Raw genomic sequence first — 22,866 nt, forward strand, 5'->3', positions numbered from 1 at the left:
AAGGTATTAAAAACCATGCAACTTTTCAAACGAAGCCAGCGAATCTAAGGCGACAGGATGCGTCGATGCATAGAAATCGTTCCAACGCACAAACTGGCCATTCAAGCGAACCGACAAAAAGAACGTCGCGCTGTCTTTTGGAGAAAGCCTACCCAGCACCGATTCCATACCGACGGTATCGCCCACCGACAGCGAATCGCCAAGCGCACCCATTCCCAAAGTTTTGCTAGTCACGTTGTAGCCGTGGTCAATTTCGACAAAGTAACCAAGCGAATCGTGGCCGGTTTCAAGCACGCGACCCGAAAGCACCGGATAAATGGGAGCCTCACCAATACCGCTAAAAACATCCATAGCCAACAAAGATTCCTGGCCTTCGAAGTCAAAGCCTTCGTCAATCGCAAGCGCCGACCATTCGAGCGGAAGCCTCGGGCACACACCAGGGAATTTGCAACCCGTACTTTTAGAAATCCATACGTGGCTGGAATCGGATTTCATATAACGTAAATAAACCGAATTCTCACCATCTTCGTGCATAACGAGCAGAGCGTTCCCGAAGTCCTTGGTTGGCGCAATCCAATGAAGTTTGGACTTTTCCGTTTTACGCAACGAGCCTACATAACGCAAGAACGAATTCGGCAAGCGAGTCACCGGAATAGAATCGACCAGCACCCACGAGCACTGAGCCATTCCCTTCTTTAACACAAACGGGGTGCCGCCATAAAGTTTGCACTGGTAGTCCCAAGTTTCAATCGGTTTTTCTTCGACATTCCCCGGCAGCGGAAGCGCATTGGCAATCTTCGAAACCAATCCCGAAAAATATGCCGAAAGGGCAGCTGCCGCAACCAGCACCAGCCTGATTAAAGGGAACTTATGTTGAGTATTGAATGATTTGTGCTTACGTTTGTATTCTTGGAACTCGACAGGCATCGGACTAAAGGCTGAAAATCGCGATGGCACCGCCTACAGCAGCCAACAAAAGCAAAGCAACAATAACCACAGTCTTGGCCGAAGACGGTTCTTCGTCGAACGGAACGTCCAAGCCCTTCTTTTTAGACTTATCTGCAGGATCTTCCTTGGCAATTGCATTGAAACTCTTGGTAAATCTACGGTGTTGGCCAGTACGACGATCCAAGTGAGACGGAGTCACTTCGATAGAGCCCATGGTGCTACCCATATTCTGCGAAGCAACCGGAGCCGGTTCGTCACGGACTTCAACTTCGGGTTCACTTGCAGCCGGGTTCTGAGCCTGCAACGAGAACGACATCATGTCTTCTTCGTAAGCGAACACCATGATGTTCTTGTCGAGACCGGCCTTCTTGAGGCCAACGAGAATCGTCTGGTTGCTGGTAAGAACAGCAAAAATGCCCTTGCGGTCTTCCATTTCCTGCTGGAACTGGATAAAGGCGTTATAGGCATCGCTATAGACAAAATCGAGTCCTGTCAAATCGACAGCTAAATACTTTTCGTCAGTCTTTTCGGCGAGAAGTTCGCGAACGTCTTTCTTAAACTGTTCGGCATCGAACGCCCCAATCGGGTTCAGGGGGGCGGACATCAAATCAAAAATTCCAACTTCGCGATAATTCTTTAATTGCGGCATATTAGAAATATAGACTAATTATGGTTCATCGTGTTTGCGTTATCACGAGAAAGCCCCCAAATCTCGCTAAAACTGCCACTTTTCGTTCCGTTTTCTACTCTAAGACCTCGTCATCTGTTTCAATCACGGCGTTTCTTGCCGGGGTCGGTGCAGTAGGAGTTGCTTCGGCCGGGCTTGCGTTGCGAGCCTCGGATTCAGCCTGTTCCTGCGTAGATTCCGGAGCCGGAGCGGGCTGTTCTGTCGCACCCTCCATAGCTTTGGATCCTTCATACGGTTCGCGTTCCATGTCTTCGTAAGAAGAATCCTCGTCGTTCTCTTCCGTCAAATTCTTGCTGCGGACCGGAGTAGCTTCGGGCGTACCCGGCTTGGGCGCATGGCTAAACAAGTACGGACTGACGCTTACACTCACGCGGTGAACCGGAGACAATACCGGGTGCGATTCGAAGGCGTAGTCGACTTTTACAAATTTTGCAATAACAAGACCCGCACCTGCAGTCACGCTCTGAAGTGTGGTAAAGCTCGAAAGGCCAGCCCTGAGAGAAAGACCGAAATCAAACGTGTATTCGATACCGCCACGACCGCCCGAAAGCCAATCCAAGGGATCTTCCCAAATGCGCTTGCCGCGGGAATCGTCGGTTTCATAATCCATATCGCGGGCTTCGCGGTGCAAAAGGCCGGCCCCCTGCCAATACAGGTTCAACTTGCCATACAGGTAAGGCACCGGAAGTCCATAACTGGCAGCGAGATAGAGTTCAGGAGCAGCGTATTCAAACTCGCCCGATTCCCAACTAGTCGCCGAAGACGTCCAGCCCTTCAGGAGCGTTGACACATAAAGTTGATCGATAGCGCGGAAACGAAGACCGGCATCGCCACGGAAGCCCCAACCCGTCTGATCCATATCGCGATAAAGCCCGTGGAACCCGACACCAAGTTCTAAGCGGTCCGTAAGCTTGCGGCCAAAGGTGACCGAGAATACGTAGTCTGCAATCGAAAGCGTATTATAGTTTGAGCCTTCGGGCAGAGGTTCGCCCTCTTTAATGTAGGGAATATCGTCGGCACCGAATCTTGAAAAAGAAACGCCCAGGCCCTGACCCACTCCCAGCGGAATCACGGCAGACGCATAGTCATACTTTGTATCTTCGTAGTATTCGGTATGTGAAAAAGAAGCCCACGCATAGTTTACATTTGCAAGCTGATAAGGGTTCGACATGAGCCCCAAGTAGTCTCCATCGACAGCCATGGTCGCAGAACCCAAAGCGGCGGAACGCGCACCCGGTTCAATGTCCAAGGTCGCATTTGCACCAACCACACGGTCTGCGGCAAAAGAACTCACGACAGCTAATGAAGCAATACAAACAGATAATTTCGCAAACGTCATACTTTGATACTCAAAATAGAATTATTTTTATCCAGTAGACCACTAAAAACGCGTTTTAAATGAACCTTTCGGAACACATAGAGCAATATTTACAATACATCGCGGATAGGCGACGCTTTTCGCCGCGTACCATAGACACCTACCGCAAGTCGCTCACGAAGTTCATCGAACACCTCGGCGAGGGTGCTGCCGAATTTTCACTCAACGCGTTCTCGGAATCTAGCGTCAAGACGTTCGTGTGGGACTTGAAGATGAAGCAGAAGCTTGCGCCCACGAGCATTTGCGAACACTTGGCCGCCTTAAAAAGTTTCGGCAAGTACCTAGTCAAGAGCAAGATTTCCGAAAAGAACCCGGCTGAAAACGTGCCCATGCCCAAGCGCCCCAAGCGCCTGGTGAATGTTCTTGGGCAAAAGGATTTGGCCGAAGAAAAATTCCCGGAACTTCCTGAAAAGCCAACCCTGCAGCAAGTTCGCGCCCGCATTCTGCTGGAACTCATTTACGGTTCGGGCCTGCGTATTTCGGAATGCCAGAACCTCACTTGGGACCGCATTAACGAAAGAGAATTCTTGGTGCGCGTACTCGGCAAGGGCAACAAGGAACGAATCGTTCCCCTAACCGAAAGCTTTGTCGGGAGAATCGCCAGTTACAAACAAATGCAACTGGAGGCAGGGCACCTGCCGACGGCCACGGGCTACGTATTCTTGAGCGAAGACGGCAAGCCTTTCGGCCTGCGCACGCTCCGAAACGACATTCAAAAACTGCTCCGCGACATCGGCTGGGAAGGTAAAGCCAGCCCGCACGTGCTACGCCATAGCTTTGCTACGCACCTGCTCGAAAACGGAGCCGAAATCATGAGCGTCAAAGAGATGCTCGGGCATTCGAACATCTCCACCACTCAGGTTTATACACATGTAAATGCAGAACGCCTGCGCGCCGCCTTCAAGAAGACGCACCCGCGAGCCTGACAGCCCCCCCCCCCCGTTAATCGTGGACGCAACGAATAGTCTCATAGACATTGTACGAGGGATAACAAACCCCCATAATTCTTTCCATGAAACAAGGTGCAAAAGCTAGTGTTCCTTCTTCGTTCAGCGAAGAACTCCAAAATTCAGCCAAGTCTCCGGAATACCAGTGGTTGAACGATGCTTCGTTCGGATCAAAAAAAGCAAGCATACCATGACCGACAGGAATAATGGCAAAACCAAAAGAATCCCTCCCGTTGCCGCTAAGCGAATCCCCCACATCCTCGTCGAAATACTTTGCCCAGCCCTTCCGGGACTTGAGATGTAGCCCGGCAACATCCTTACCGCCCACAGCACTGAACAAGGTGGCCCATTCCGTAGAATCCGGCAAGTGCCAGCCCGAAGGGCATGCGATCAAAGCGCTTTCCAAATCATACGCACGACGATTTTTTGAACACTCACTTGGATTATTCTCTTCAAGGCAACGACTACCGCTCATTTTATATTCCAAATTTTCCGCCATCCAGGTCTGGCTTCCGATGCGGGTATACTTATAGACATGACCGTCACGCGCATCCTTGAACGTACCATAATTTCGCTCATTGTTCTTCACACAGCGCACATACCCCATGCTTTCGGTTTCCACATACTGGACATTCTCGGCACTTGTATAATAAACCATGTCGGGACTTCCTGACAGAGTTTCATTTTCATCGGCAGTCCATACACCCCCATAAAAGACACCCTCGGATGAACCATAGGGAATAAACGAAAGTCCTATCCTGTCGTTACCCGCACCGTTGGAATTCCAGCCTTTATAAGACTTCAACGCGGTTCCTTCCTTGCCCAGATTATCGATCAGGTCGTAAAGGAACTGGAACTCTTTTTTCGTGGGCATATGCCAACCCACCGGACAAACACCCTGATGGTAAACTGGGTCAACAGCAGCATCTGCATGGGCATTTGCATTCTTGTACGATTTGTCGAGATTCATCGCCGCCGTCCACGTATAGAGCCTTCCGGCCATCGAGCACAAGCTCCCATCACCAAGGGGACACTTCATTTCGGATTTGGTGTTGCTATAAAGATCTCCATCGTAAGAAGTCGGAGTATAGTTCAGGTTTTGCGCCATCCAGACAACGGCCTCGTCGCCGGAACCAAACGTCATAATCCTGTAGGTTTGCTGGTCGCGGCTATCTTTCATCGTTTCGTACTTGATATACGGGCTTTCGAAATACTTCCTTAAGTAATTCGATGTAAGTTCCTCATAGGAGGAACTGCTAGCTACTTCAACCGAGCTACTGTATTCTTCCACAGAGCTACTTGATACTCCTGCCGAACTGCTGGATTCTTTCACAGAGCTACTCGATACTCCTGCCGAACTGCTGGATTCTTTCACAGAGCTACTCGATACTTCTGCCGAACTGCTGGATTCTTTCACAGAGCTACTCGATACTTCTGCCGAACTGCCGGACTCTTCTACAGAGCTACTCGATACTTCTGCCGAACTGCTGGACTCTTCTACAGAGCTACTCGATACTTCTGCCGAACTGCTGGATTTAGCGGAAGAAGACTCTGAGGATGATGACTCTGACAAAGACTGTTCCGAAGAAGACGAATTGGCAGAACTACTTGAATTGTCGTCTTGCGAACTAGAAGAACTTTGCAAATTATCCTTGGAAGAACTGCTCGACTTTTCGGACGAAGATGAATCATAAGAACAGGGATCGTCGTCAATCGGCTTTACGGAAGAGGAGTCATCCTCACAAGCCGCAAAAAACGCAAACAACCCCATCAAGGCAAAGTATTTCCCAAACGACAATATGCTTTTAGAAGCAAACATCTTCATTCATCCTCCTAGACTATCAGAACAAGTAGGTAAAGGTCGGACCCATATAGGTCACATGAAGCATTGTCGTCGAACCGCTACCAAAACGCGACTCGATGTAATCAAGGCCCAAAATGAACCCAACGCGGTAATGTTGCTTGATTGTGTAGCCCAGCGTATAAAATCCCGAAGCGGTATATTCGCAATCCTGGGACAAATCTTCTGTCGTACTTTTTCCGTCTTCTTCGCCCCAGAAAAAATAAGCTAGACCGTAGGTGCCGCCACCGCCCATATAGAATCCCTTTATATGGAAATCCAGTTCCAGGCGCAAATAGGATTCAAAATACGAGATGCCTCCCGTATGCCCCGTGCGTTCCCAAGACCAGCCATTACGATTAAAGCCCAGCGCCGGAGATAACGAGAGCCAGCTAAACGGACGGAATTCCCACCCTCCGTAAACATGCACATTTCCGTAGCCATTATATGAAGCCGTTCCGCCCCAATCCACGCTCCAATCCGTATATTCTCTGTTAAGGTATTGCACCTCGACTTTTGACGGGGCAATCATGCCGCCAACAAAAAAACGGGACTTGTAATCGTTCGCAAAAGCAAGCACCGGAAGCAGCAAAAGCAACAAAAACTTTTTCATCATCCGCCCCCTATTCCTTTAGCGACCCTTTGCAGGCGTTCTTGTCATCGGTACGGGAGAATTTCCTGATCGACTCTGAATAATACACACCCCCAAACTTATCTTCTATCTTCAAGTAGAAGTCGAGACCGCTCAGTTTTCCATCAACCAGTCGGATTCCCTTATCTGCATAATTGTTGCCTCCCGTCTCCTTGTTATCCCAATAATACTTCCAGTCTTCTCCCCCCGTCCCCATAAAGCTGACCGTAGCGGGCATCACGGTTCCATTCACTTCCGCCGAATAATCCGGAAAATATTCCGAACCGACAAACTTCATGACATAAGTAAAAGATGAATCCTTGCCGACGCAAAATTCCACACACGTCTTTGAAGGCGCGGCAACCACCGTTTCGTTCCGGATGACGCCCGGTTCCTGGAATGTTACCCAACGTTCGGTGCCAATGTTTTCCGTAGAAAGCCAACAACCGGCAACGTCTTCGATACTCGGAGCATAATCCGATTCGTCATCGACATCATAAATAGAGCAGCCGCCCATTACCAACGGCAATAAGGCTAAAAGGCCCCCAAGACTATATTTCATGTACTCCCCCATTACTTTCATTTCTTATTAGAAGAAGCTTCCCTTGATGCCGACGGCAATGGTCCACTGCTGGCCAAAGTCACTCCAGTCCGGAGCGTCCCAGCTGCGCATGGGGCTTTCGTCGTATTCGTCATCGGGGTCAGCCGCATTGCTCTTGTCGTGGAGCGGCAAAGAGATTGCAAGGAACACCGGGAAGTCCGCATTCGAGAATTCGATGCCGTAGGCAAAGGCCACAGACCATGCCTGATGATCGGGGTCCGGACGCGGATCGTAGGTTCCGACCTTTTCAGAATTAATCCAGGCAACACCAAGCGGAACCGAGAAGTTCACGCCGAAGCTCTGCACGATTCCCGGACGGCCACGATAACCGTAAGCGATGGAACCGCCCACAGAAGGCGGAGTGTAGGCGCCGAGGTCGTTTTCGCCATACGGCTTAAAGCGATATTCAAAGCGGTCGCCATCGTGATCCATGCCTTCCCAGTAAGAATCGTTGAATTCATTTTCGCCCGAAATCAAGTGCATGGCAAACGGATGCGTGTAGCTAAGACTGTACAGCCAAATTCCCTTGTCCGTGTCTCGGCTGTAATCCCAACCGAGCGTGAGCGAATACAAGCCCGAGCCTTTCTGGAAACTGCTCGGCAAAAGTTCCTTGCCAGAATCAGTACCGCGCTTGATGTCGTACTGACCAGTGGGAATCGAGAGGCTTGCAGAAAGCGATGCGGCACCACCGCTACCGATTGTTTTGCTAAAGTCGATAGATACATCGCCCAAGCCGCCCGTGGTGCGGTCCGCCGGAATCTGGTTACTGCGGTACTGGACTTCGCCACTATGGCTCATCCACGGAATAGACACGCCAAGCTTGGTCGACCAAGTAGGCTTGATAGACAAATGCGGTGTAAACGTGACACCCGTAAAGTTCTGACCGACGGTGTACTTGGTAAACGCTTCGACTTCAAGATAACCGCCAGAGACACCCTGACCAATCCACTTGATACCATCGCCCGAACCGCCACCGGAACCGCCTGCACCGCAACCACCAATGGACTGCCACGGAGTCGCCACTTCTACAGGCGAATTAAAACCGGCATAAAATGCGCCACCCGCTACAGCAGCCAAGGCAACGCCAGACAAAATCCCGCTAAATAAATTCTTCTTCATCTTTTACCTCACGGGAGCTTCAGCAAATAGCCATTGTTTGCGCCAGTCGCCAAGAAGAATCCATCTGGCGAACGGCCACCAATCATCGGGACCGAGGCAATTTCTTTAGCATTGTCCACCCATTCAAACGCAAGGTCTGCAGGAGCATTGGCTGCCAACTTGATTTCGCGCATCATCGTGCGGCCAGCGCTACCGTTTTGCACCGAGGCATCAGACAGATCGTTCTTGTTCACATACTGCGACCCCTGCGGGAATTCTGTCCACACCACAAAAAGACGGTCAGCAAAAGTAAACCAGTGCGGCTGAACCGGTTCAGAAATCATGTCAGACTTCTTTTCGATTTCAAACGGAGTAGCATTCTTCGAAAGTTCCTGAATAAAGGAGCGCCAACCCGTCATCGCTGCGTTAATCACGTTATAGACCACATACTTGCCATCCGGCGAAATCATGGGGCTATCCATCATCCAGCCATCAACGCCTGAAGGTTTCTTGAGCGTAAAGGACTTTTTGGTGCCACCATTGGCGTAGTCTACAAATACAATTTGGTCTTTCTTGTTCACGTAAACAAGGCGAACATCTTTGGTACCAAAGAATCCTTCCACCTTGGAATCATCGGCCGAAGAATCGCGCACGGCATCGGGATTCACCCACAAGTGCGGAGTCGCGAATTCGCTCATGTCCTTATCATAGAAGAAGAACTGCTTTTTGTCAGACATGCGAACCGCAAACAGACCGTAGTCCAAATTTTCGCAAGACTTGCTACCCTTGGTATCGTAGGCACGGAGCGCCACAATGAAATTCGGGTGCGTACTCCATTCCGGGTCTTGGAACTGGCAATCGCCCGCTTCGGTATCGCGCATCAAGTACCAAAGAACCTTACCCGAAGTATCGGACACCGAAAGACGGTCATGCTGCACCACCTTCGAAGTCGTGTACACGGAATCGGGGGCTTCTACATTCAGCTTGCCGCCAAAGTTCAGCCAAAGCATTGCAGCCGGATAATTTTCAGGATCCTGAGAAACGGAAGGGTTGCAAATTTGCTTACCATCGTTCACAGCAAAAATCGAGCCCGTTTCCGATGTTTTATTGGAAGTTTCTGAGCCCGCAAACTGTTCCGGCTCGTAAACGCAAGCCGAAAGAGCAAATAATAAAGACAATGAGGCGAATTTTAAATAACGCATTGTCCGAAATATACTAAAACTTGATACGCTTCACGTGGTAGAAATAGATTCCCATGACAACAGAAATCGTAAGAATCCAGCTTATCGGGTATACAACCATGAGTGAAGTAAACGATTTGTACTTGGGGAACACGAAAATCACCCAAAGAATACGGATTCCGCAGACCCCAGCCATGCAGGTGAGCGCCGGAGCCAAGGACTTGCCCATTCCCGAAAGCGCCCCCGAAAACACATCTAGGAACACATTTATTGCCAAGAGTCCGACCACCACATACATGCGGATAGAACCGATTTCAATGATTTCGGCGTTAGACGTAAACACGCTCAACAGGGGCTTTGCAAAAATACAGCAGAGAGCACTCAGCACGATTGTAGAAGAGCAGCCCAACAGAAGCGTCCAGCGGACCGAGCGACGGCAGCGTTCCATATTCTTGGCGCCAAAGTTTTGCCCGACAAAGGTAACACACGCCTGGGAAAAAGAACTTAGCCAGTAATACACCACGAATTCATAGTTGAGCGCCACAGACGAAGCGGCCACCGTCAAAGAGCCGAGGCTATTGATAGCCGACTGCAAGCACACATTGCTAAACGAAAATACGACGCCGCGAAGCCCTGTAGGAATTCCCACGCGCAGAATGCGACTCAAGAAGAAGGGCGTCACGCGCAACTTCCAGAATTCCAGTTTGAAAGGACCCACCTCATGCAACAAGAGGTAGAACAAAGTAACACCACTGATGACGTTTGCAAACACGGTCGCAATAGCCACGCCCGACACGCCCATGTCAAAGCCTGCCACCAGAATCAGGTTCAGCACCACATTCACCGCGCCCGCCACCATGAGCACATAAAGCGGGCGCTTTGTATCGCCCTTGCTACGCAAGACAGCAGACACAAAATTGTAGACCATCACAAAGGGCATGCCCGCAAAATAGATTTGCAGGTAACGCACCGCCATATCCAACACATCAGCCGGAGTCGAAATCAACTCAAGAATCGGCCTAGCAAAAAAGATGCCTACAAAAGAAAGGAATATTCCGCTAAAGAAGGCGACCATCACCGACGTGTGCACGCTGCGGGTCACAGAACGGTAACTGCGTTCGCCAATGGAATTGGCCACCACCACGTTTGCGCCTACAGAAAGGCCAACGAACAAGTTAATTAGCAAGTTGATGACGAAGGTGTTAGCGCCCACGGCAGCCAAAGCCTTGTCGCCCGCAAACTGTCCGACCACGGCAACGTCTGCCAAGTTGAACATCTGCTGGAAAATACTGCTCAAGGCAATAGGGATAGCAAACCTCAGGATTTTTCTCCCGAGGGGCCCATTCAGCATATCTATATTCGTCTTCGACGACTGCCCTGCCATACCTTACCTTAAAAACGGGCGTAAATTTAGATTTTCATGGGACTGCCTACAAGGGCATTTTTCTACCTTTACATCGCAAAAAAACAAATGGCAGCAATGCCTTTTAAAATTGGAGATTATCATGGGTTTTAAATGCGGTATCGTAGGCCTCCCCAACGTGGGCAAGTCCACCATCTTTAACGCCATCACCAACGCCGGCGCCGAAGCAGCCAACTATCCGTTCTGCACTATCGAACCGAACGTGGGCATGGTGAGCGTGCCGGACAGCCGCCTCGACGAACTGGTCAAGGTCTACAATCCGAAATCCATCGTTCCCGCCGTTACAGAATTTGTGGACATTGCAGGCCTTGTAAAGGGTGCCGCCCAGGGCGAAGGCCTCGGCAACCAGTTCCTGACCCACATTCGTGAATGCGAAGCCATCATGGAAGTCATCCGCTGCTTCGACGACGAAAACATCGTGCACGTGCATGGTTCTGTGGATCCGGTCCGCGACGTGGAAATCATCGAAACCGAACTGATTTTGAAGGACCTCGACTCTGTCGAAAAGCGCCTCGCTACCGAAGCCAAGGCAGCCCGTATGGGTGGTGCCGAAGCTAAGGCCCGCCTCGCCGCTTGCGAAAAGCTCCGCGACGCCTTCCAGGAAGGCAAGGCCGCCCGCACCGTGATGCACGACAGCGAAGAAATGGAACTCATCGTTAAAGATTTGGCCCTGTTGACCGCAAAGCCGCTCTTCTACTGCGCGAACGTCAAGGAAGACGACATCCTGACCGGTAACGCCTATGTGGAAAAGCTCAAAGAATACGCAGCCGCAAACGGCCACGAAGTCATCATGATCAGCGGCAAGATCGAAGAAGAACTTTCTGCGATGGAACCTGCGGACAAGGTGGAATTCCTGAAGGAACTCGGCATGAAGGAATCGGGCCTCGACGCCGTGGTTCGTAAGGGCTACGAAATTCTTGGACTGCGAACCTTCTTTACCGCTGGCGAAAAGGAATGCCGCGCTTGGACGTTCCATGCTGGCTACAAGGCTCCGCAGTGCGCAGGCGTGATTCACACCGACTTCGAACGTGGCTTCATTCGCGCCGAAACTTTGAGCTACGAAGACTTCCTGAAGCATGGCAGCTGGAACGCCGCCAAGGAAGCAGGCCTTGTCCGCACCGAAGGCAAGGACTACGTGGTACAGGATGGCGACATCATGTACTTCTTGTTCAATGTATAATGCATAACAATGTGTAATGTTTAATGAAAAATGTGAGATGGGTAATCGCTCATCTCACATTTCACATTCCACATTTCTCATTAGCGGGTTTGCCGCTTTTTTCTTGCTTATTGCGCTTTCTTTTTCGCGGCGCGGCGCGCTTTAAGTTCTTCTACAATCGGCCGGATGATAGTCGCGAGGTTCATCGCGGTTCCGATTAGAATCATAAACGATGCCGCATGAATCCCAACGCCAGGTTCCACCTTCAAGAGCGAGACTCCCATCGCTGAACTAATCTGCCCGAGTTTCGCTAGGAAAAACCACATTGATACCATCGTTAGCATTCCGATTGTAATGGAGCCCAGCGGAGTAAAGAACGCAAACAAGCCCGCAATCACGGCGCCCACGAGAATCACGTAGAGAAACGGCACCGGCTCCATTTTCGGGAAATGAGGCATGGTCTGCCGGAATTTTTCCATGGCAGGCGGATTGCCAGTTTCCATCTTTTTCAGAATTCCCAAGGCAGGTTCCTTCAGTTCCTGTTCCAAGTCGAGACCCGAAGCAAGTTCATAAAGGCTGGGTTCGGCAATCACTTCGTCGGCGCAGGAAACATTTGCCAGCGGCATCAACAATGCCAAAATAACCAGCAAATACGGAATCGCCGTCAGCTTTTTAAATAGACGCATTTCTTTAAGCATTACTTTCCTTCAAACAGATTCCTGGGGAATGCACAGCGGAAGCCGATGGCATCAGACCAATAACGCGGATCTTCATCGTCGCGTTCCGTCAAATTCAAATCGTCTTCTTTGTCCTTCCAAGAGCCCCCCTTATAAACCTTGGAAGAACCAATCATAGCCCCCGTCGGGTTAGAAGATTCCACCCAGACCGAGAACATGAAATACTTGTCACGAGTCCATTCGGCGACATTGCCCGACATATCGAAAATGCCCCAAGCATTGGACTTTTTGCTACTTACCGGCTGCGGGCCATATCCCGGATTCTTTTTGCCCAGGCTATAAGAGTTGGCCTTGTAAATAGCGTACACAGCTGGATTCGGGTCTTCGTCGAGATTCCAGAGAGCGCCTTCGTTATTGTCGGCGCGGCCAGCAAATTCCCACTGAGCTTCGGTCGGCAGGTCTCCACCTAATTCCTTGCAGAAAGCCTGAGCGTCGTGCCAGGTAATGTTATGCACCGGGTGGCGAGCGCCCGTAAAGGTCGAGCGGTCCTCTATACGTTCCTTCGCATCTTTCTTGTCCATCACATCTTTGAAGAACTGCTGAGTCACTTCGGTCGTGTGGATTGCATACGGAGAAAGCGAGACAATCTTGCCCTTGTAGCGGAACGAGCCAGAATCAATCAAGGCCACCGTACCGCGGTCCCTGTCGCGCACAACGCGCGGAACCTTCATGGAAACATCGAGCAAAACGCCACTATTGTCTTCCTGTTTGATTTTTGCCCTCGGTTCTTGCACCTTATGGGCAGGTTCATCAATCGGGCGGTTCAGCCATTCCTGGACTTCGGGGTCATCGTAAATGTACGCCGGAAGTTCAAAGGAACCATAACTCTTGACAGGCTTGTCCTTCACAAACAATTCAAACTTTTGATAGCGGTAATGGTGGCGACCTTTCAAGTCCCCTTCATGGTAAATCCACACCGGCTTGTTTCTTTCGATAGAGAAGAAGGCGCGAGAAGGAGAATTCTTGAGCAGGGCCAAGAGCGAATCGGCCGTATAACCTTCGACATTACCCACCCAGGAAACATCGTAGCGGTCTCCCTGTCGGCCATAATTAATGCGGACAGCCTTCATTTTGCAGACGCGCTTTGTCTTCGGTGCAGGCGGTTCCGCCGGAGCAACCACAGAATCCTTGGCGCTAGAATCCTTTACCGCCTTCTTTTGGGCAGCAGCCTTGGCAATGGAATCCTGTTTCAGCGCGGCCAGGGTCGCGGCAGAATCAATCACGTCTTCGCAAGCGTTTTCGTCGTAAACAGGGTCAATCGCAGTCGGAACCAAAGATACACGATGCGGGATTTTCTCCAGGCTATCAATTTTATGGCGAAGGGCAACGTTTACGACACTCGCTGAGCCCATTCTATTCATGCGCCAATAGAGTTTGGCTTCGTCACGTTTGCCTTCGTAGCGCTTTCGGTACTGGATATAGACACTATCGTCTGCGGCCACCCCGAGATACAGAGGCTTATGGAGTTTCGGATAAATCTTGTCAAATTCATTCGTGTCGACTTTTTCGACCGAGGCCTGAACTTCGCGAGAAAGAATATCGAACAGGTGTTCGGTTTCTTCGAGAGTCTTGGCAACGGAAACGGCATGCAAAGTAACAGAAGTGGTAGCCCTGACCTTGGACGCAGTGTCTACAACCGGCATTTGCGGTTTAAGCTCTACCAAAGAGCCTCCCGGAACAGAAACTGCATCGACATACGGCAGGTGATTCGGAGCCGAGAACGAGAATGCGTACATGCCCGCTTCAACCGGGTAAACAAGCGGAGCCACTTCCTTCATCGGGACTGACAGCGAAGTCGCTTCCCAGCCCTTGGCCGGAGACTTGATAGCAATGATTCCCGGGCGAGCAGTTTCCTGAATAGTTTGCCATTGGCCGTTTCTTCTAAAATAAAGTTTCGGAACGCGCGGAGAATAAAGGTAATTCTTGTCAAAATAAATGTCCGCTTCGTCCTGGAACGCTCTAGAAGTCTGAGAACCATAGAAACGCAGAAGCATAACTTCGGCCGGCTTCAGATAATTATCAGCCAAGCTGAAGGCATGGAGTTTTTCAAAATTAGTGGGATTTACCGGACCAGAGAACCACAGATATTCCTTGGGGCCCTTTTTATGGCGCAAGAACATAATGTTCGTGCGGAGGGGAACCATCGGGGATTCCGACAAAATCAGGTTTTCGTTCTTAACAATTGCCATATTGGCAATTGGCTCCATCAAAGCACCTTCCTTGAACATTGTCGGGGCAACTCTGAAATTCTTGTCGCTATCGGCCAACGTCATAATCGGCAACAGCAACAAAAGCGGAAGCAAACGAGTAAAGGACATATCTTCTCCTGTATTCTATCTAATTGAAATATAAAAACATTTCATTATTTTCACACAAAAGAGCGCCCTTTAGACTTCGTTCGTTCCCATATTAAGTAAATACCCGCCATTTTCACCACCAACAGGGCCAAGTTCCACCTTCCAATCCGCAAGGCGAATAATGTCCGGATGGTGTTCGATGACTATGACCGTGTCGCCGCGGGCAGAAAGTTTGCGCAACATGTTCCAGAGAATCTGAATATCCTTGAGGTGGAGTCCTGTAGTCGGCTCGTCGAGCAGGTAAACCATTTCCTGGGCGGGTTTGCGGGCAAGTTCCGCAGCCAATTTCAGGCGCTGGGATTCGCCGCCGCTGAGCGTCGTCACAGATTGTCCGAGTTTCACGTACGGGAGACCCACATCGCGCAGGCATTCCAGCTTCGGCAAAATTTTCGGTTGATCCTTGAAGAACTCGCAGGCTTCGGCCACGCGCATGTCGAGCACGTCGGCGATATTCTTGCCCTTGAAAGTCACGGTGAGGGTTTCCTGATTGTAGCGCTTGCCGCCGCAAACATCGCAGACTTCCCACACATCCGAAAGGAAGTGCATTTCTACCGAGATGGCGCCGCGGCCTTCGCAGGCCTCGCAGCGGCCGCGAGCCAAGTTGTAGCTGAAGCGGCCATAGTCGAAGCCTTTCAACTTGGCTTGCGGCAGTTTGGCGAATAGCTTGCGTATGTCGTCAAACACGCCAGTGAAACTCGCGGGCGTGCTGCGAGGAGTTCCCGAAATCGGGCTTTGGTCAACAAGCAAGACTTCACCGTTCTGCTTCTTGCGACCGCGGGCCTGGAATTTCTTTTTGAGGCGCGGGAAGATTTCGTCCATGACCATGGAACTCTTGCCCGAGCCAGACACACCGCAGACCACGCTAATGGCGCCCTTCGGGAATTTTACAGACAAATTCTTAAGGTTATTGTGGTTCAACTTTTCGAATTCGTAGAATTCCGTAGAATCGGTAATGGGCTTTGCCGCAATCTCGTTTGCCATCGGGATGGTATGCGTCAGGTACTTGACCGTCTCGCTACGCGGGAATTGCTGCAAGGCATAAGGCTTGGAAAGCTGTTCCGGAGAACCTTCGGCAACGACTTCACCGCCGAACTCGCCCGCCGCCGGGCCCATATCGATAATATGGTCCGCCGCCTGCATCATCTTCATATCATGTTCCACCACGACAAGTGTATTGCCGAGATCGCGCAAACGGTAAAGCGTGTTAAGCAACATAGCGGTATCGCTTTCGTGCAAACCTACCGTAGGTTCATCAAGCACGTAGAGCACGCCTTCGAGGCCGCTACCAATCTGGCTAGCCAAGCGAATGCGCTGAGATTCACCGCCGGAGAGCGTGTCACCCGCGCGGTCGAGGCCAATATAGCCGAGCCCCACGCCCTTCAAGAAGTTGAGACGCCCGACAATTTCGCGGAGCAAGGGTTCCGCGACCGTCATCTTACCATCGGGATTCTTGTCTTTTCCGAAATTGTCGCGTTTGAAGTTTTCGTTGCTGAACCATTCGAGCGCCTGGGCGATACTCATGTGGTTCACATCCATAATGTTCTTGTCACCGATGCGAACCGCCAAATATTCCGGCTTCAAGCGTTCGCCGTGACAATCCGGGCAAACTTCGCCATCTTTAAAGTGGCCAAGGCCAAGGCAGGTTTCGCAGGCACCCCAGTGCGTGTTGAAACTGAAGTGTTTCGGGTTCAGCGCCGAATCCATGTACCAGCCGCAATCGGGGCAGCCCGGTTTTTCGGAGCAAGCGAGGCGTCCACCCTTCTCGTCTTCTACATACAGGATTCCGTTGCCGTCGCGGTAGCCGCGTTCAAATGCTTCCACCAAGCGGGCACGATTGTCTTCTTTCACCACAACCGTATCGACGACAGCGAACAACTGCTTTTCGCGGGTCGGGATTTTCGGCAGCGGGAGTTCCACCAGTTTATCGCCGAGGTAAACCTTGCGGTAACCCTTCTCAGTGAGAATTTTCGAAAGTTTCAGCACGTCCTTGATTTCGAACGGGGCAAGGACGGTCACCTTCTTGTTCAAGTCGCGATCGAAGGCGTATTGCATCAGGTCGCCCGCGCTGTACGAAGACACGGGCTTCCCGCATTTCAAGCAATGCGGGGTGCCGACCCTCGCCCAGAAAATGCGGAAGTAGTCATAGATTTCGGTGAGGGTCGCCACCGTAGAGCGCGGGCTCTTGCTCGCACTCTTCTGGTCGATAGCAATTGCCGGCGCGAGGCCCGAAATAGAATCGATGCTTCCGTGATCAGGGCGTCCGAGGAATCGGCGAGCATACGTACTCAACGTTTCCACAAAGCGACGCTGGCCTTCGCTAAAGAGCGTATGGAAAGCGAGGCTCGACTTACCGGAGCCCGAAACGCCTGTCACCACCGTGAGCTTGTGCCGCGGAATCGTGACGTCAATGTTCTTGAGGTTATGCTTGCGGGCGCCATGTACCTCGATATCCAGCGACAAGTCTTCGCCGCCCTTGAGCGTACGATCAAAATGATGATTTTCACCATGCTTTTTCGCAAGCACCGGCGCAAGGTACTTACCCGTCTCGGACTTTTTGCATTTCGCAATCTGCTCCGGCGTTCCCGTCGCAATGATTTTACCACCGTGAACACCCGCATCTGGGCCCAAATCGATAATCCAGTCGGCGCATTTAATCACGTCCAGATTGTGTTCGATAATCACGACGCTATTGCCGAGACCGCGCAGGCGATTCAAGCAATCCATGAGCTTGCGGATATCTTCAAAATGCAAGCCCGTCGTCGGTTCGTCGAGCAGGTAGAGCGTCTTGCCGGTACCCGGGCGACGGAGTTCCGACGCAATCTTGATACGCTGCGCTTCACCGCCACTGAGCGTTGTCGAAGGCTGGCCCAAAGTCAAGTAGCCAAGGCCCACTTCCACCAGCAAGTTCAGCGGTTCTGCAATCTTCGAAATATCCTTGAAGAATTCCGCCGCATCCGCAATGCTCATATCCAAAATTTCAGAAACGTTCTTGCCCTTGTAATAAACTTCGCGAGTAGCATCGTTAAAGCGCTTGCCGCCGCACACCTCGCAAGTCACCTGCACACTCGGCAAAATATGCATATCCACGATTTTCACGCCCGCGCCTTCGCAGGCATCACAGCGGCCGCCCTTCACGTTAAAGCTGAAACGGCTCTTGCTGTAACCGCGAATCTTGCTTTCTTCCATGCTGGCGAAAAGGTCGCGCACATCGTCCCAAATCTTGGTATACGTCGCCGGATTGCTTCGCGGTGTGCGGCCAATCGGCGTCTGGTCGATTTCAATCACCTTGTCGATATTTTCGAGACCTTCGAGGTGATCGAACTTGCCGACCGGTTCTTCGGAATTGAAGAACACGCGGGCCAATTCGCGGCGCAGAATCTGATTAATCAGCGTACTCTTACCGGAGCCCGAAACGCCCGTCACCACCGTCAGCGCACCGTCCAGCGGGATTTCCACATCAATATTCTTCAGGTTGTTTTCGGCGGCACCGCAAATCTTGAGCTTCGGCGTATTCTTGTCAATCTTCTTGCGGGTCGCAGGAATTTCAATTGCCTTACGGCCGCTCAAATAAGCGCCCGTCAGCGAAGCCTTATTCTTTTCCAGCTCTTCGACAGTTCCCGCCGCAATCACGCGACCGCCTTCCACGCCGGCACCCGGCCCCACGTCAATCACGCAGTCCGCATGGCGCATGGTGTCTTCGTCGTGTTCCACGATAATCAGGGAGTTACCCTGCGCCCTCAAATGCTCCAACATCCCGAGCAGTTTATCGTTATCGCGGGGGTGGAGCCCGATGCTCGGCTCGTCAAGCACGTAAAGCACACCCTGCAAGCCGGCGCCCACAGCGCTTGCAAGCCTGATTCGTTGCGCTTCACCACCCGAAAGCGTGGACGCCTTGCGGTTGATGGTCAAGTACCCCAGCCCCACCGCATTCAAGAACGAAAGTCGCCCGCGAATTTCCTTCAGAATTTCCTTGCCGATTCGCTTTTCCTTTTCGGACAAGTCAATCTTATTGAAGAAATCCACCGACTTCTCGACGGACCATTCCGTCATCTCGGTCAGATTCACACCATGGAACGTGACCGCATTCGCCGTGCGGTTGATTCGCGTACCGTGACATTCAGGGCAAACGCCAATCTGCATGTACTTGCGGAAATGGTAAATGTGCCACATGTCCCACAGTTCCTGCATAATCGGGATGATGCCGCGCTCTGATTCACTCGGCGTGCCGTATAAGACGGCATCCTGCTGCGCCTTCTTAAGCTTATTCCACGGCGTATCCAGCGAAAAGTGCATTTCGTTGGCGATATTACGCAAGTTGCGACGACCGAAATCGCTAAAAATCAGATTGCCATCGTCCTTCTTGATGGTGGCAATACAGCCGTCCTTAATAGACTTCGTCTTGTCCGGGATAATCAAGTCCAAATCAAACTTGTAACTCTCCCCCATGCCTTTACAAGCGGGGCAGCGGCCCTTGGGGTCGTTAAAGCTAAAGAATCGCGGTTCCAGTTCTGGAATAGAAATTCCGCACTTGGGGCAAGCGAGCAATGTGCCCTGCAGGCGATATTCTTCCTTTGCATCTCCGGCGCCATCCTTGCCCGAACCGCCCGCGGCCAGCAAGAAACTCACCAACTTTCCGTCGGTCAGTTTCAAAGCGCCTTCCAGCGCTTCGCGCAAACGGCTCATGTTCTTGCGCTCCAGCGTCAAGCGGTCAATCACCGCTTCAATGGTATGCTTCTCGTAACGCACCAGCGCGGGGACATCTTCCAAACGGTAAATCGTGCCGTCCACGCGGGCACGCACAAAGCCATTTTCCTTGAGTTCAGCCAATTCCTTGCGGTATTCGCCCTTGCGCTCCTGCACAATCGGCGCCATCACCGTAATCTGCTTGCCCTCGTCACTCACATACAAATTATCGACAATCTGATCTACTGTCTGCGCTTGGATGACGCGCCCGCAATCAGGGCAATGCGGCACACCTAGGCGCGCAAAAAGCAGACGATAATGGTCCAAGATTTCCACCACCGTACCCACCGTAGAACGCGGGTTACGGTTCACCGTCTTCTGGTCAATCGAAATCGTCGGCGAAATGCCGCGCACGCTTTCTACCTCAGGGTGCTTCATGCGGCCTATGAACTGGCGCGCGTACGCCGAAAGCGATTCCACAAAGCGACGCTGACCTTCCTGGAACACCGTATCAAACGCAAGGCTCGACTTGCCCGAACCCGACACACCGGTCACCACCACAATAGAATCGCGGGGAATAGAAAGGTTCACATGGCGTAAGTTATGCTCGTGGGCGTCGCGGATTTCGATGGATTTTGTCATGCTCCCGAATATAGAAAAAGACGGCCAAGCCGTCTAATTCTTAGTGCACTAATGTGCAGATTTTCAAAAAAAAACTCTGTCGAACTAAATCGTTCTTTAATCCTTTACACAGCGAACCGAACATGCTACCACTTTTTCGTTCTTTTTCAAAGACGCCTTCTGGTAGTCCGAATAAAGCATATATGCAAAGCCGGGCGAGATATCGTAAGAAGTCCAAAGGCATGCAAAGTGACCCGTTTTTTCCATATTGTATCCTGCGGGAAGAAGCGAAAATCCGTACACATCATGGAATGAATTATCGATATTTCCATATTCTTCAACCCAGGAATCAGCATAAGCCTTCAAGTTACTGTTTTTAGAAGTTGATTCCTTGACTGCATAAAGCAATGTCTTGTATTCGGCAAGTCCAGGCAAATGCCAACCTTCAGGACAAATCCCACGAACATTCTTCGGGCGGTCGCAATATTTTTGGAAGCCACAACCAATCGAGGCGTCGGAATAATAGCCTAGACTATCCATAACCACAGCCCAGTTATACGCAGTTCCGTACTTGGCACAAGAATCCTGGCTGTTGTCGATGCAACCAGATATGTACGGATACTCCAGTTTCAAGTTTTCCGCCATCCATGTTTGATTTCCAATCACGACAGTCTTGTATTCATTGCCATCGCGACTATCTTTGAATGTTCCGTATTCACAGTTGTCCTCGTCTTTCGTCCTGCATGGTTCCTGCGCTACGACATCCGCCGAATCGGGCAAGGGCTCATAAAAGTCATCATCCTTCACACACCTTACGACCATATAGCAGTCCGCACTATTATCTTTCCATTCCACCGGTTTTTCCGCTTCCAGGTTGAAGGAATACAGGCTACCGTACTGAGCGTACTCAGCCGACATAAATACAGCCCTAGTATTGACCGATCTAATGCACTTCATTCCCGAAGGAACCGCAGCAAATCCATAGATGTCCGTCTCGCCCTGCCTATCGTACCAAGCGTCTGTTGACCGCAACAGTTTACCCGCGGAATCTGGACCACCAACAGCCATCACCAGTTTGCTAAAATCCATAAATCTCGGGAGATGCCAGCCTGCAGGGCACGAGACTTTCGCATCTTGGTCCCAATAGTAACGCCCTAGAGTAGGATCGGCTATATCTGGAGTATAATCATAGGAATAGTTTTTGGCAGGATCCGTGTAGTTCAAATTCTGCGCCATCCAGGTCTGTTCGCCAATGACAACATACCGATAAGGCTGTCCATCGCGTTCGTCAATAAAAATTTGCTCACTACTCGAACTATAATGTTCCTGGGAACTGCTGGATATTTCTACCGAGCTGCTCGATTCCTCAATGGAACTGCTAGATTCCTGTTCTAAATATTCAGCCGACGAAGAATCGTCACTGGAACATGCAGCCAGTGCAACAAAAGCGATTGTCGTCAATCTCAAAAAAAATGTAGATTTATTCATTTCGATAGTCCTTGTTCTACTCTCTTCCAAATATATATTAAAAGGTGGCCGCAAAGCCACCTTAATTTGTCCAAAAGATGTTTTTTACTTACGGCGCATCCAGAAGGCCATAAAGACAAGCACCGAGAGAATACACACTGCAATAATCAGCCAGAAGGCCATGGGCGAACCGACAGTTGCGTCGCCATTCATGCCAAAGGGCAGCTTCACGTTCATGCCAAACAAGCTTGCGAAGAACGTCGGGAGAGAAATAGAAATCGTCACGATGGTCAAGTTCTTCATCAGCGTGTTCACGTTGTTGCTGATGACGCTTGCGCGGGCATCCATCATGGACGTCAAAATGTTGGCGTAGATTTCAGCTTGCTGCAGACTCTGGCGGTTTTCAATCACGATATCGTCCAGCAGTTCCCGTTCGCTTTCAGACCAGTTCAAGCTGCGGCCAATCTGCAACTTTTTCAGGAGCGTGTCGTTGCTGTTCAAGGCGCTCACGTAGTAAATCAAGCCCTTGTTCAAGCTGAACATCGAAAGCAGGTACTTGTTTTCCATGGCCGTACGCAGCTTCTGTTCCAACTCGTCGTTAATGCGGTTGATAATCTTCAAGTGTTCGTTAAAGTGGAAAATAGCGTAGCTCAACACGCGAAGCACAAAAGTGTTCAAGCTGTCAATTTTGGAGAAGCGCTTTTCGTCCATCACCGGAATATCGGAGTCGGTCAGCAAAAGCACCCAGTCCTTAAAAATGAAGATACCGAAAGATTCCACGCGGAACTGGAAGTTATCACTTGCGGAATAGTTCTTCGGCTTCTTAAACACGATGGTCGTAAAGTCGTCGTCGTATTCGATACGGGAAAGTTCGTCCGAGTCGAATGCAGAGGCTATCGTATGTTCCGTGATTTCGTACTCTTTAACGAGCACGCTACGTTGCTCTTGGCTCAAGGAACCCATCATCACGATGTCGGCGCTGTCTTCGTTCGGGGCACTAGCGAGGCGACCCGATTCGATCTTGTAGTACTTCTTGAGCATAGGAGCCCCCTTTATCGAACGGGCTCTAATATAGAAAAAACCTCGGCAAAACCGAGGTTTTTTAAA

General features: G+C 50.8%; 16 protein-coding genes. 2 read left to right on the plus strand and 14 right to left on the minus strand.

The genetic code is table 11. The features are described 5' to 3' along the window. Positions 1-6: 6 nt before the first annotated feature. From QOL41_RS11595 to QOL41_RS11605, 3 genes are all read right to left on the minus strand, one after another. Positions 7-807 (minus strand): M23 family metallopeptidase, encoded by an 801-nt coding sequence (locus tag QOL41_RS11595; protein WP_283429891.1) that lies wholly within the window; start codon positions 805-807, stop codon positions 7-9. A gap of 124 nt (positions 808-931) precedes the next feature. Beyond that, a complete protein-coding gene (locus tag QOL41_RS11600; protein WP_173654011.1) occupies positions 932-1,597 on the minus strand; it encodes an STAS domain-containing protein in 666 nt (221 codons plus the stop codon). 94 nt (positions 1,598-1,691) lie between these two features. Then, a complete protein-coding gene (locus QOL41_RS11605) occupies positions 1,692-2,975 on the minus strand; it encodes a PorV/PorQ family protein (RefSeq protein ID WP_283429892.1) in 1,284 nt (427 codons plus the stop codon). A 59-nt stretch (positions 2,976-3,034) separates the two neighbouring features. On the opposite strand from QOL41_RS11605, the gene QOL41_RS11610 reads away from it, so the two are divergent. Next, entirely contained in the window at positions 3,035-3,940 is a 906-nt protein-coding gene (locus QOL41_RS11610) for a tyrosine-type recombinase/integrase (protein WP_283429893.1), read from the plus strand. A 16-nt stretch (positions 3,941-3,956) separates the two neighbouring features. Here QOL41_RS11610 and QOL41_RS11615 read toward each other — a convergent pair whose 3' ends face one another. Genes QOL41_RS11615 through QOL41_RS11640 form a run of 6 tightly spaced genes read right to left on the minus strand, consistent with a single transcriptional unit; the run spans position 3,957 to position 10,696 of the window. Next, positions 3,957-5,786 carry an FISUMP domain-containing protein gene (locus QOL41_RS11615; RefSeq protein WP_283429894.1) on the minus strand — a complete coding sequence of 610 codons (1,830 nt, stop codon included), beginning with the start codon at positions 5,784-5,786 and terminating at the stop codon, positions 3,957-3,959. 16 nt (positions 5,787-5,802) lie between these two features. Next, on the minus strand, positions 5,803-6,414 hold the full coding sequence (locus tag QOL41_RS11620) for a hypothetical protein (protein ID WP_283429895.1): 612 nt from the start codon (positions 6,412-6,414) through the stop codon (positions 5,803-5,805). Positions 6,415-6,424: 10 nt separating this feature from the next. Further along, entirely contained in the window at positions 6,425-6,994 is a 570-nt protein-coding gene (locus QOL41_RS11625) for a hypothetical protein (protein WP_283429896.1), read from the minus strand. Positions 6,995-7,021: 27 nt separating this feature from the next. Then, the gene (locus QOL41_RS11630; protein WP_283429897.1) at positions 7,022-8,152 is read right to left on the minus strand and encodes a hypothetical protein; all 1,131 of its coding nucleotides are present in this window, start codon (positions 8,150-8,152) and stop codon (positions 7,022-7,024) included. Positions 8,153-8,160: 8 nt separating this feature from the next. Beyond that, positions 8,161-9,333, minus strand: a complete 1,173-nt coding sequence (locus tag QOL41_RS11635) for a hypothetical protein (RefSeq protein ID WP_283429898.1) — start codon at positions 9,331-9,333, stop codon at positions 8,161-8,163. A gap of 13 nt (positions 9,334-9,346) precedes the next feature. Further along, complete coding sequence (locus tag QOL41_RS11640; RefSeq protein ID WP_283429899.1) at positions 9,347-10,696, minus strand: MATE family efflux transporter; 1,350 nt, start codon at positions 10,694-10,696, stop codon at positions 9,347-9,349. A 121-nt stretch (positions 10,697-10,817) separates the two neighbouring features. Here QOL41_RS11640 and ychF point away from each other — a divergent pair, with 121 nt between their 5' ends. Further along, positions 10,818-11,915 carry a redox-regulated ATPase YchF gene (ychF, locus tag QOL41_RS11645; RefSeq protein ID WP_173654005.1) on the plus strand — a complete coding sequence of 366 codons (1,098 nt, stop codon included), beginning with the start codon at positions 10,818-10,820 and terminating at the stop codon, positions 11,913-11,915. Between the two features lie 107 nt (positions 11,916-12,022). Here the strand turns inward: ychF and QOL41_RS11650 are convergent, their stop codons facing one another. The 5 genes from QOL41_RS11650 to QOL41_RS11670 form a co-directional block, all read right to left on the minus strand. Further along, entirely contained in the window at positions 12,023-12,592 is a 570-nt protein-coding gene (locus QOL41_RS11650; protein ID WP_283429900.1) for a hypothetical protein, read from the minus strand. After that, complete coding sequence (locus tag QOL41_RS11655; protein ID WP_283429901.1) at positions 12,592-14,949, minus strand: formylglycine-generating enzyme family protein; 2,358 nt, start codon at positions 14,947-14,949, stop codon at positions 12,592-12,594. The genes QOL41_RS11650 and QOL41_RS11655 overlap by 1 nt, the downstream gene beginning before the upstream one ends. A 69-nt stretch (positions 14,950-15,018) precedes the next feature. Beyond that, positions 15,019-20,313, minus strand: coding sequence for an excinuclease ABC subunit UvrA (gene uvrA, locus QOL41_RS11660; protein ID WP_283429902.1), 5,295 nt, complete (start codon positions 20,311-20,313; stop codon positions 15,019-15,021). A gap of 96 nt (positions 20,314-20,409) precedes the next feature. Then, positions 20,410-21,753 (minus strand): FISUMP domain-containing protein, encoded by a 1,344-nt coding sequence (locus tag QOL41_RS11665; protein ID WP_173654720.1) that lies wholly within the window; start codon positions 21,751-21,753, stop codon positions 20,410-20,412. Positions 21,754-21,864: 111 nt separating this feature from the next. Continuing rightward, positions 21,865-22,800: a magnesium transporter CorA family protein gene (locus QOL41_RS11670; RefSeq protein ID WP_173654721.1), complete on the minus strand. Its 936-nt coding sequence runs from the start codon at positions 22,798-22,800 to the stop codon at positions 21,865-21,867. Between the last annotated feature and the right edge of the window lie 66 nt (positions 22,801-22,866).

It is taken from the genome of Fibrobacter sp. UWB10 (genome assembly GCF_900182935.1).
Classification (GTDB): Bacteria; Fibrobacterota; Fibrobacteria; order Fibrobacterales; family Fibrobacteraceae; genus Fibrobacter; species Fibrobacter succinogenes_O.

Excerpts from the sequence above, each read along its gene's own strand:
- QOL41_RS11635 (WP_283429898.1), bottom strand. The coding sequence starts at position 9,333 with ATGCGTTATTTAAAATTCGCCTCATTGTCTTTATTATTTGCTCTTTCG.
- QOL41_RS11605 (WP_283429892.1), bottom strand. The coding sequence starts at position 2,975 with ATGACGTTTGCGAAATTATCTGTTTGTATTGCTTCATTAGCTGTCGTG.
- QOL41_RS11610 (WP_283429893.1), top strand. The coding sequence starts at position 3,035 with ATGAACCTTTCGGAACACATAGAGCAATATTTACAATACATCGCGGAT.
- QOL41_RS11640 (WP_283429899.1), bottom strand. The coding sequence starts at position 10,696 with ATGGCAGGGCAGTCGTCGAAGACGAATATAGATATGCTGAATGGGCCC.
- QOL41_RS11600 (WP_173654011.1), bottom strand. The coding sequence starts at position 1,597 with ATGCCGCAATTAAAGAATTATCGCGAAGTTGGAATTTTTGATTTGATG.
- QOL41_RS11650 (WP_283429900.1), bottom strand. The coding sequence starts at position 12,592 with ATGCTTAAAGAAATGCGTCTATTTAAAAAGCTGACGGCGATTCCGTAT.
- QOL41_RS11615 (WP_283429894.1), bottom strand. The coding sequence starts at position 5,786 with ATGAAGATGTTTGCTTCTAAAAGCATATTGTCGTTTGGGAAATACTTT.
- QOL41_RS11670 (WP_173654721.1), bottom strand. The coding sequence starts at position 22,800 with ATGCTCAAGAAGTACTACAAGATCGAATCGGGTCGCCTCGCTAGTGCC.
- QOL41_RS11625 (WP_283429896.1), bottom strand. The coding sequence starts at position 6,994 with ATGAAATATAGTCTTGGGGGCCTTTTAGCCTTATTGCCGTTGGTAATG.
- ychF (WP_173654005.1), top strand. The coding sequence starts at position 10,818 with ATGGGTTTTAAATGCGGTATCGTAGGCCTCCCCAACGTGGGCAAGTCC.
- QOL41_RS11655 (WP_283429901.1), bottom strand. The coding sequence starts at position 14,949 with ATGTCCTTTACTCGTTTGCTTCCGCTTTTGTTGCTGTTGCCGATTATG.
- QOL41_RS11630 (WP_283429897.1), bottom strand. The coding sequence starts at position 8,152 with ATGAAGAAGAATTTATTTAGCGGGATTTTGTCTGGCGTTGCCTTGGCT.
- QOL41_RS11620 (WP_283429895.1), bottom strand. The coding sequence starts at position 6,414 with ATGAAAAAGTTTTTGTTGCTTTTGCTGCTTCCGGTGCTTGCTTTTGCG.
- uvrA (WP_283429902.1), bottom strand. The coding sequence starts at position 20,313 with ATGACAAAATCCATCGAAATCCGCGACGCCCACGAGCATAACTTACGC.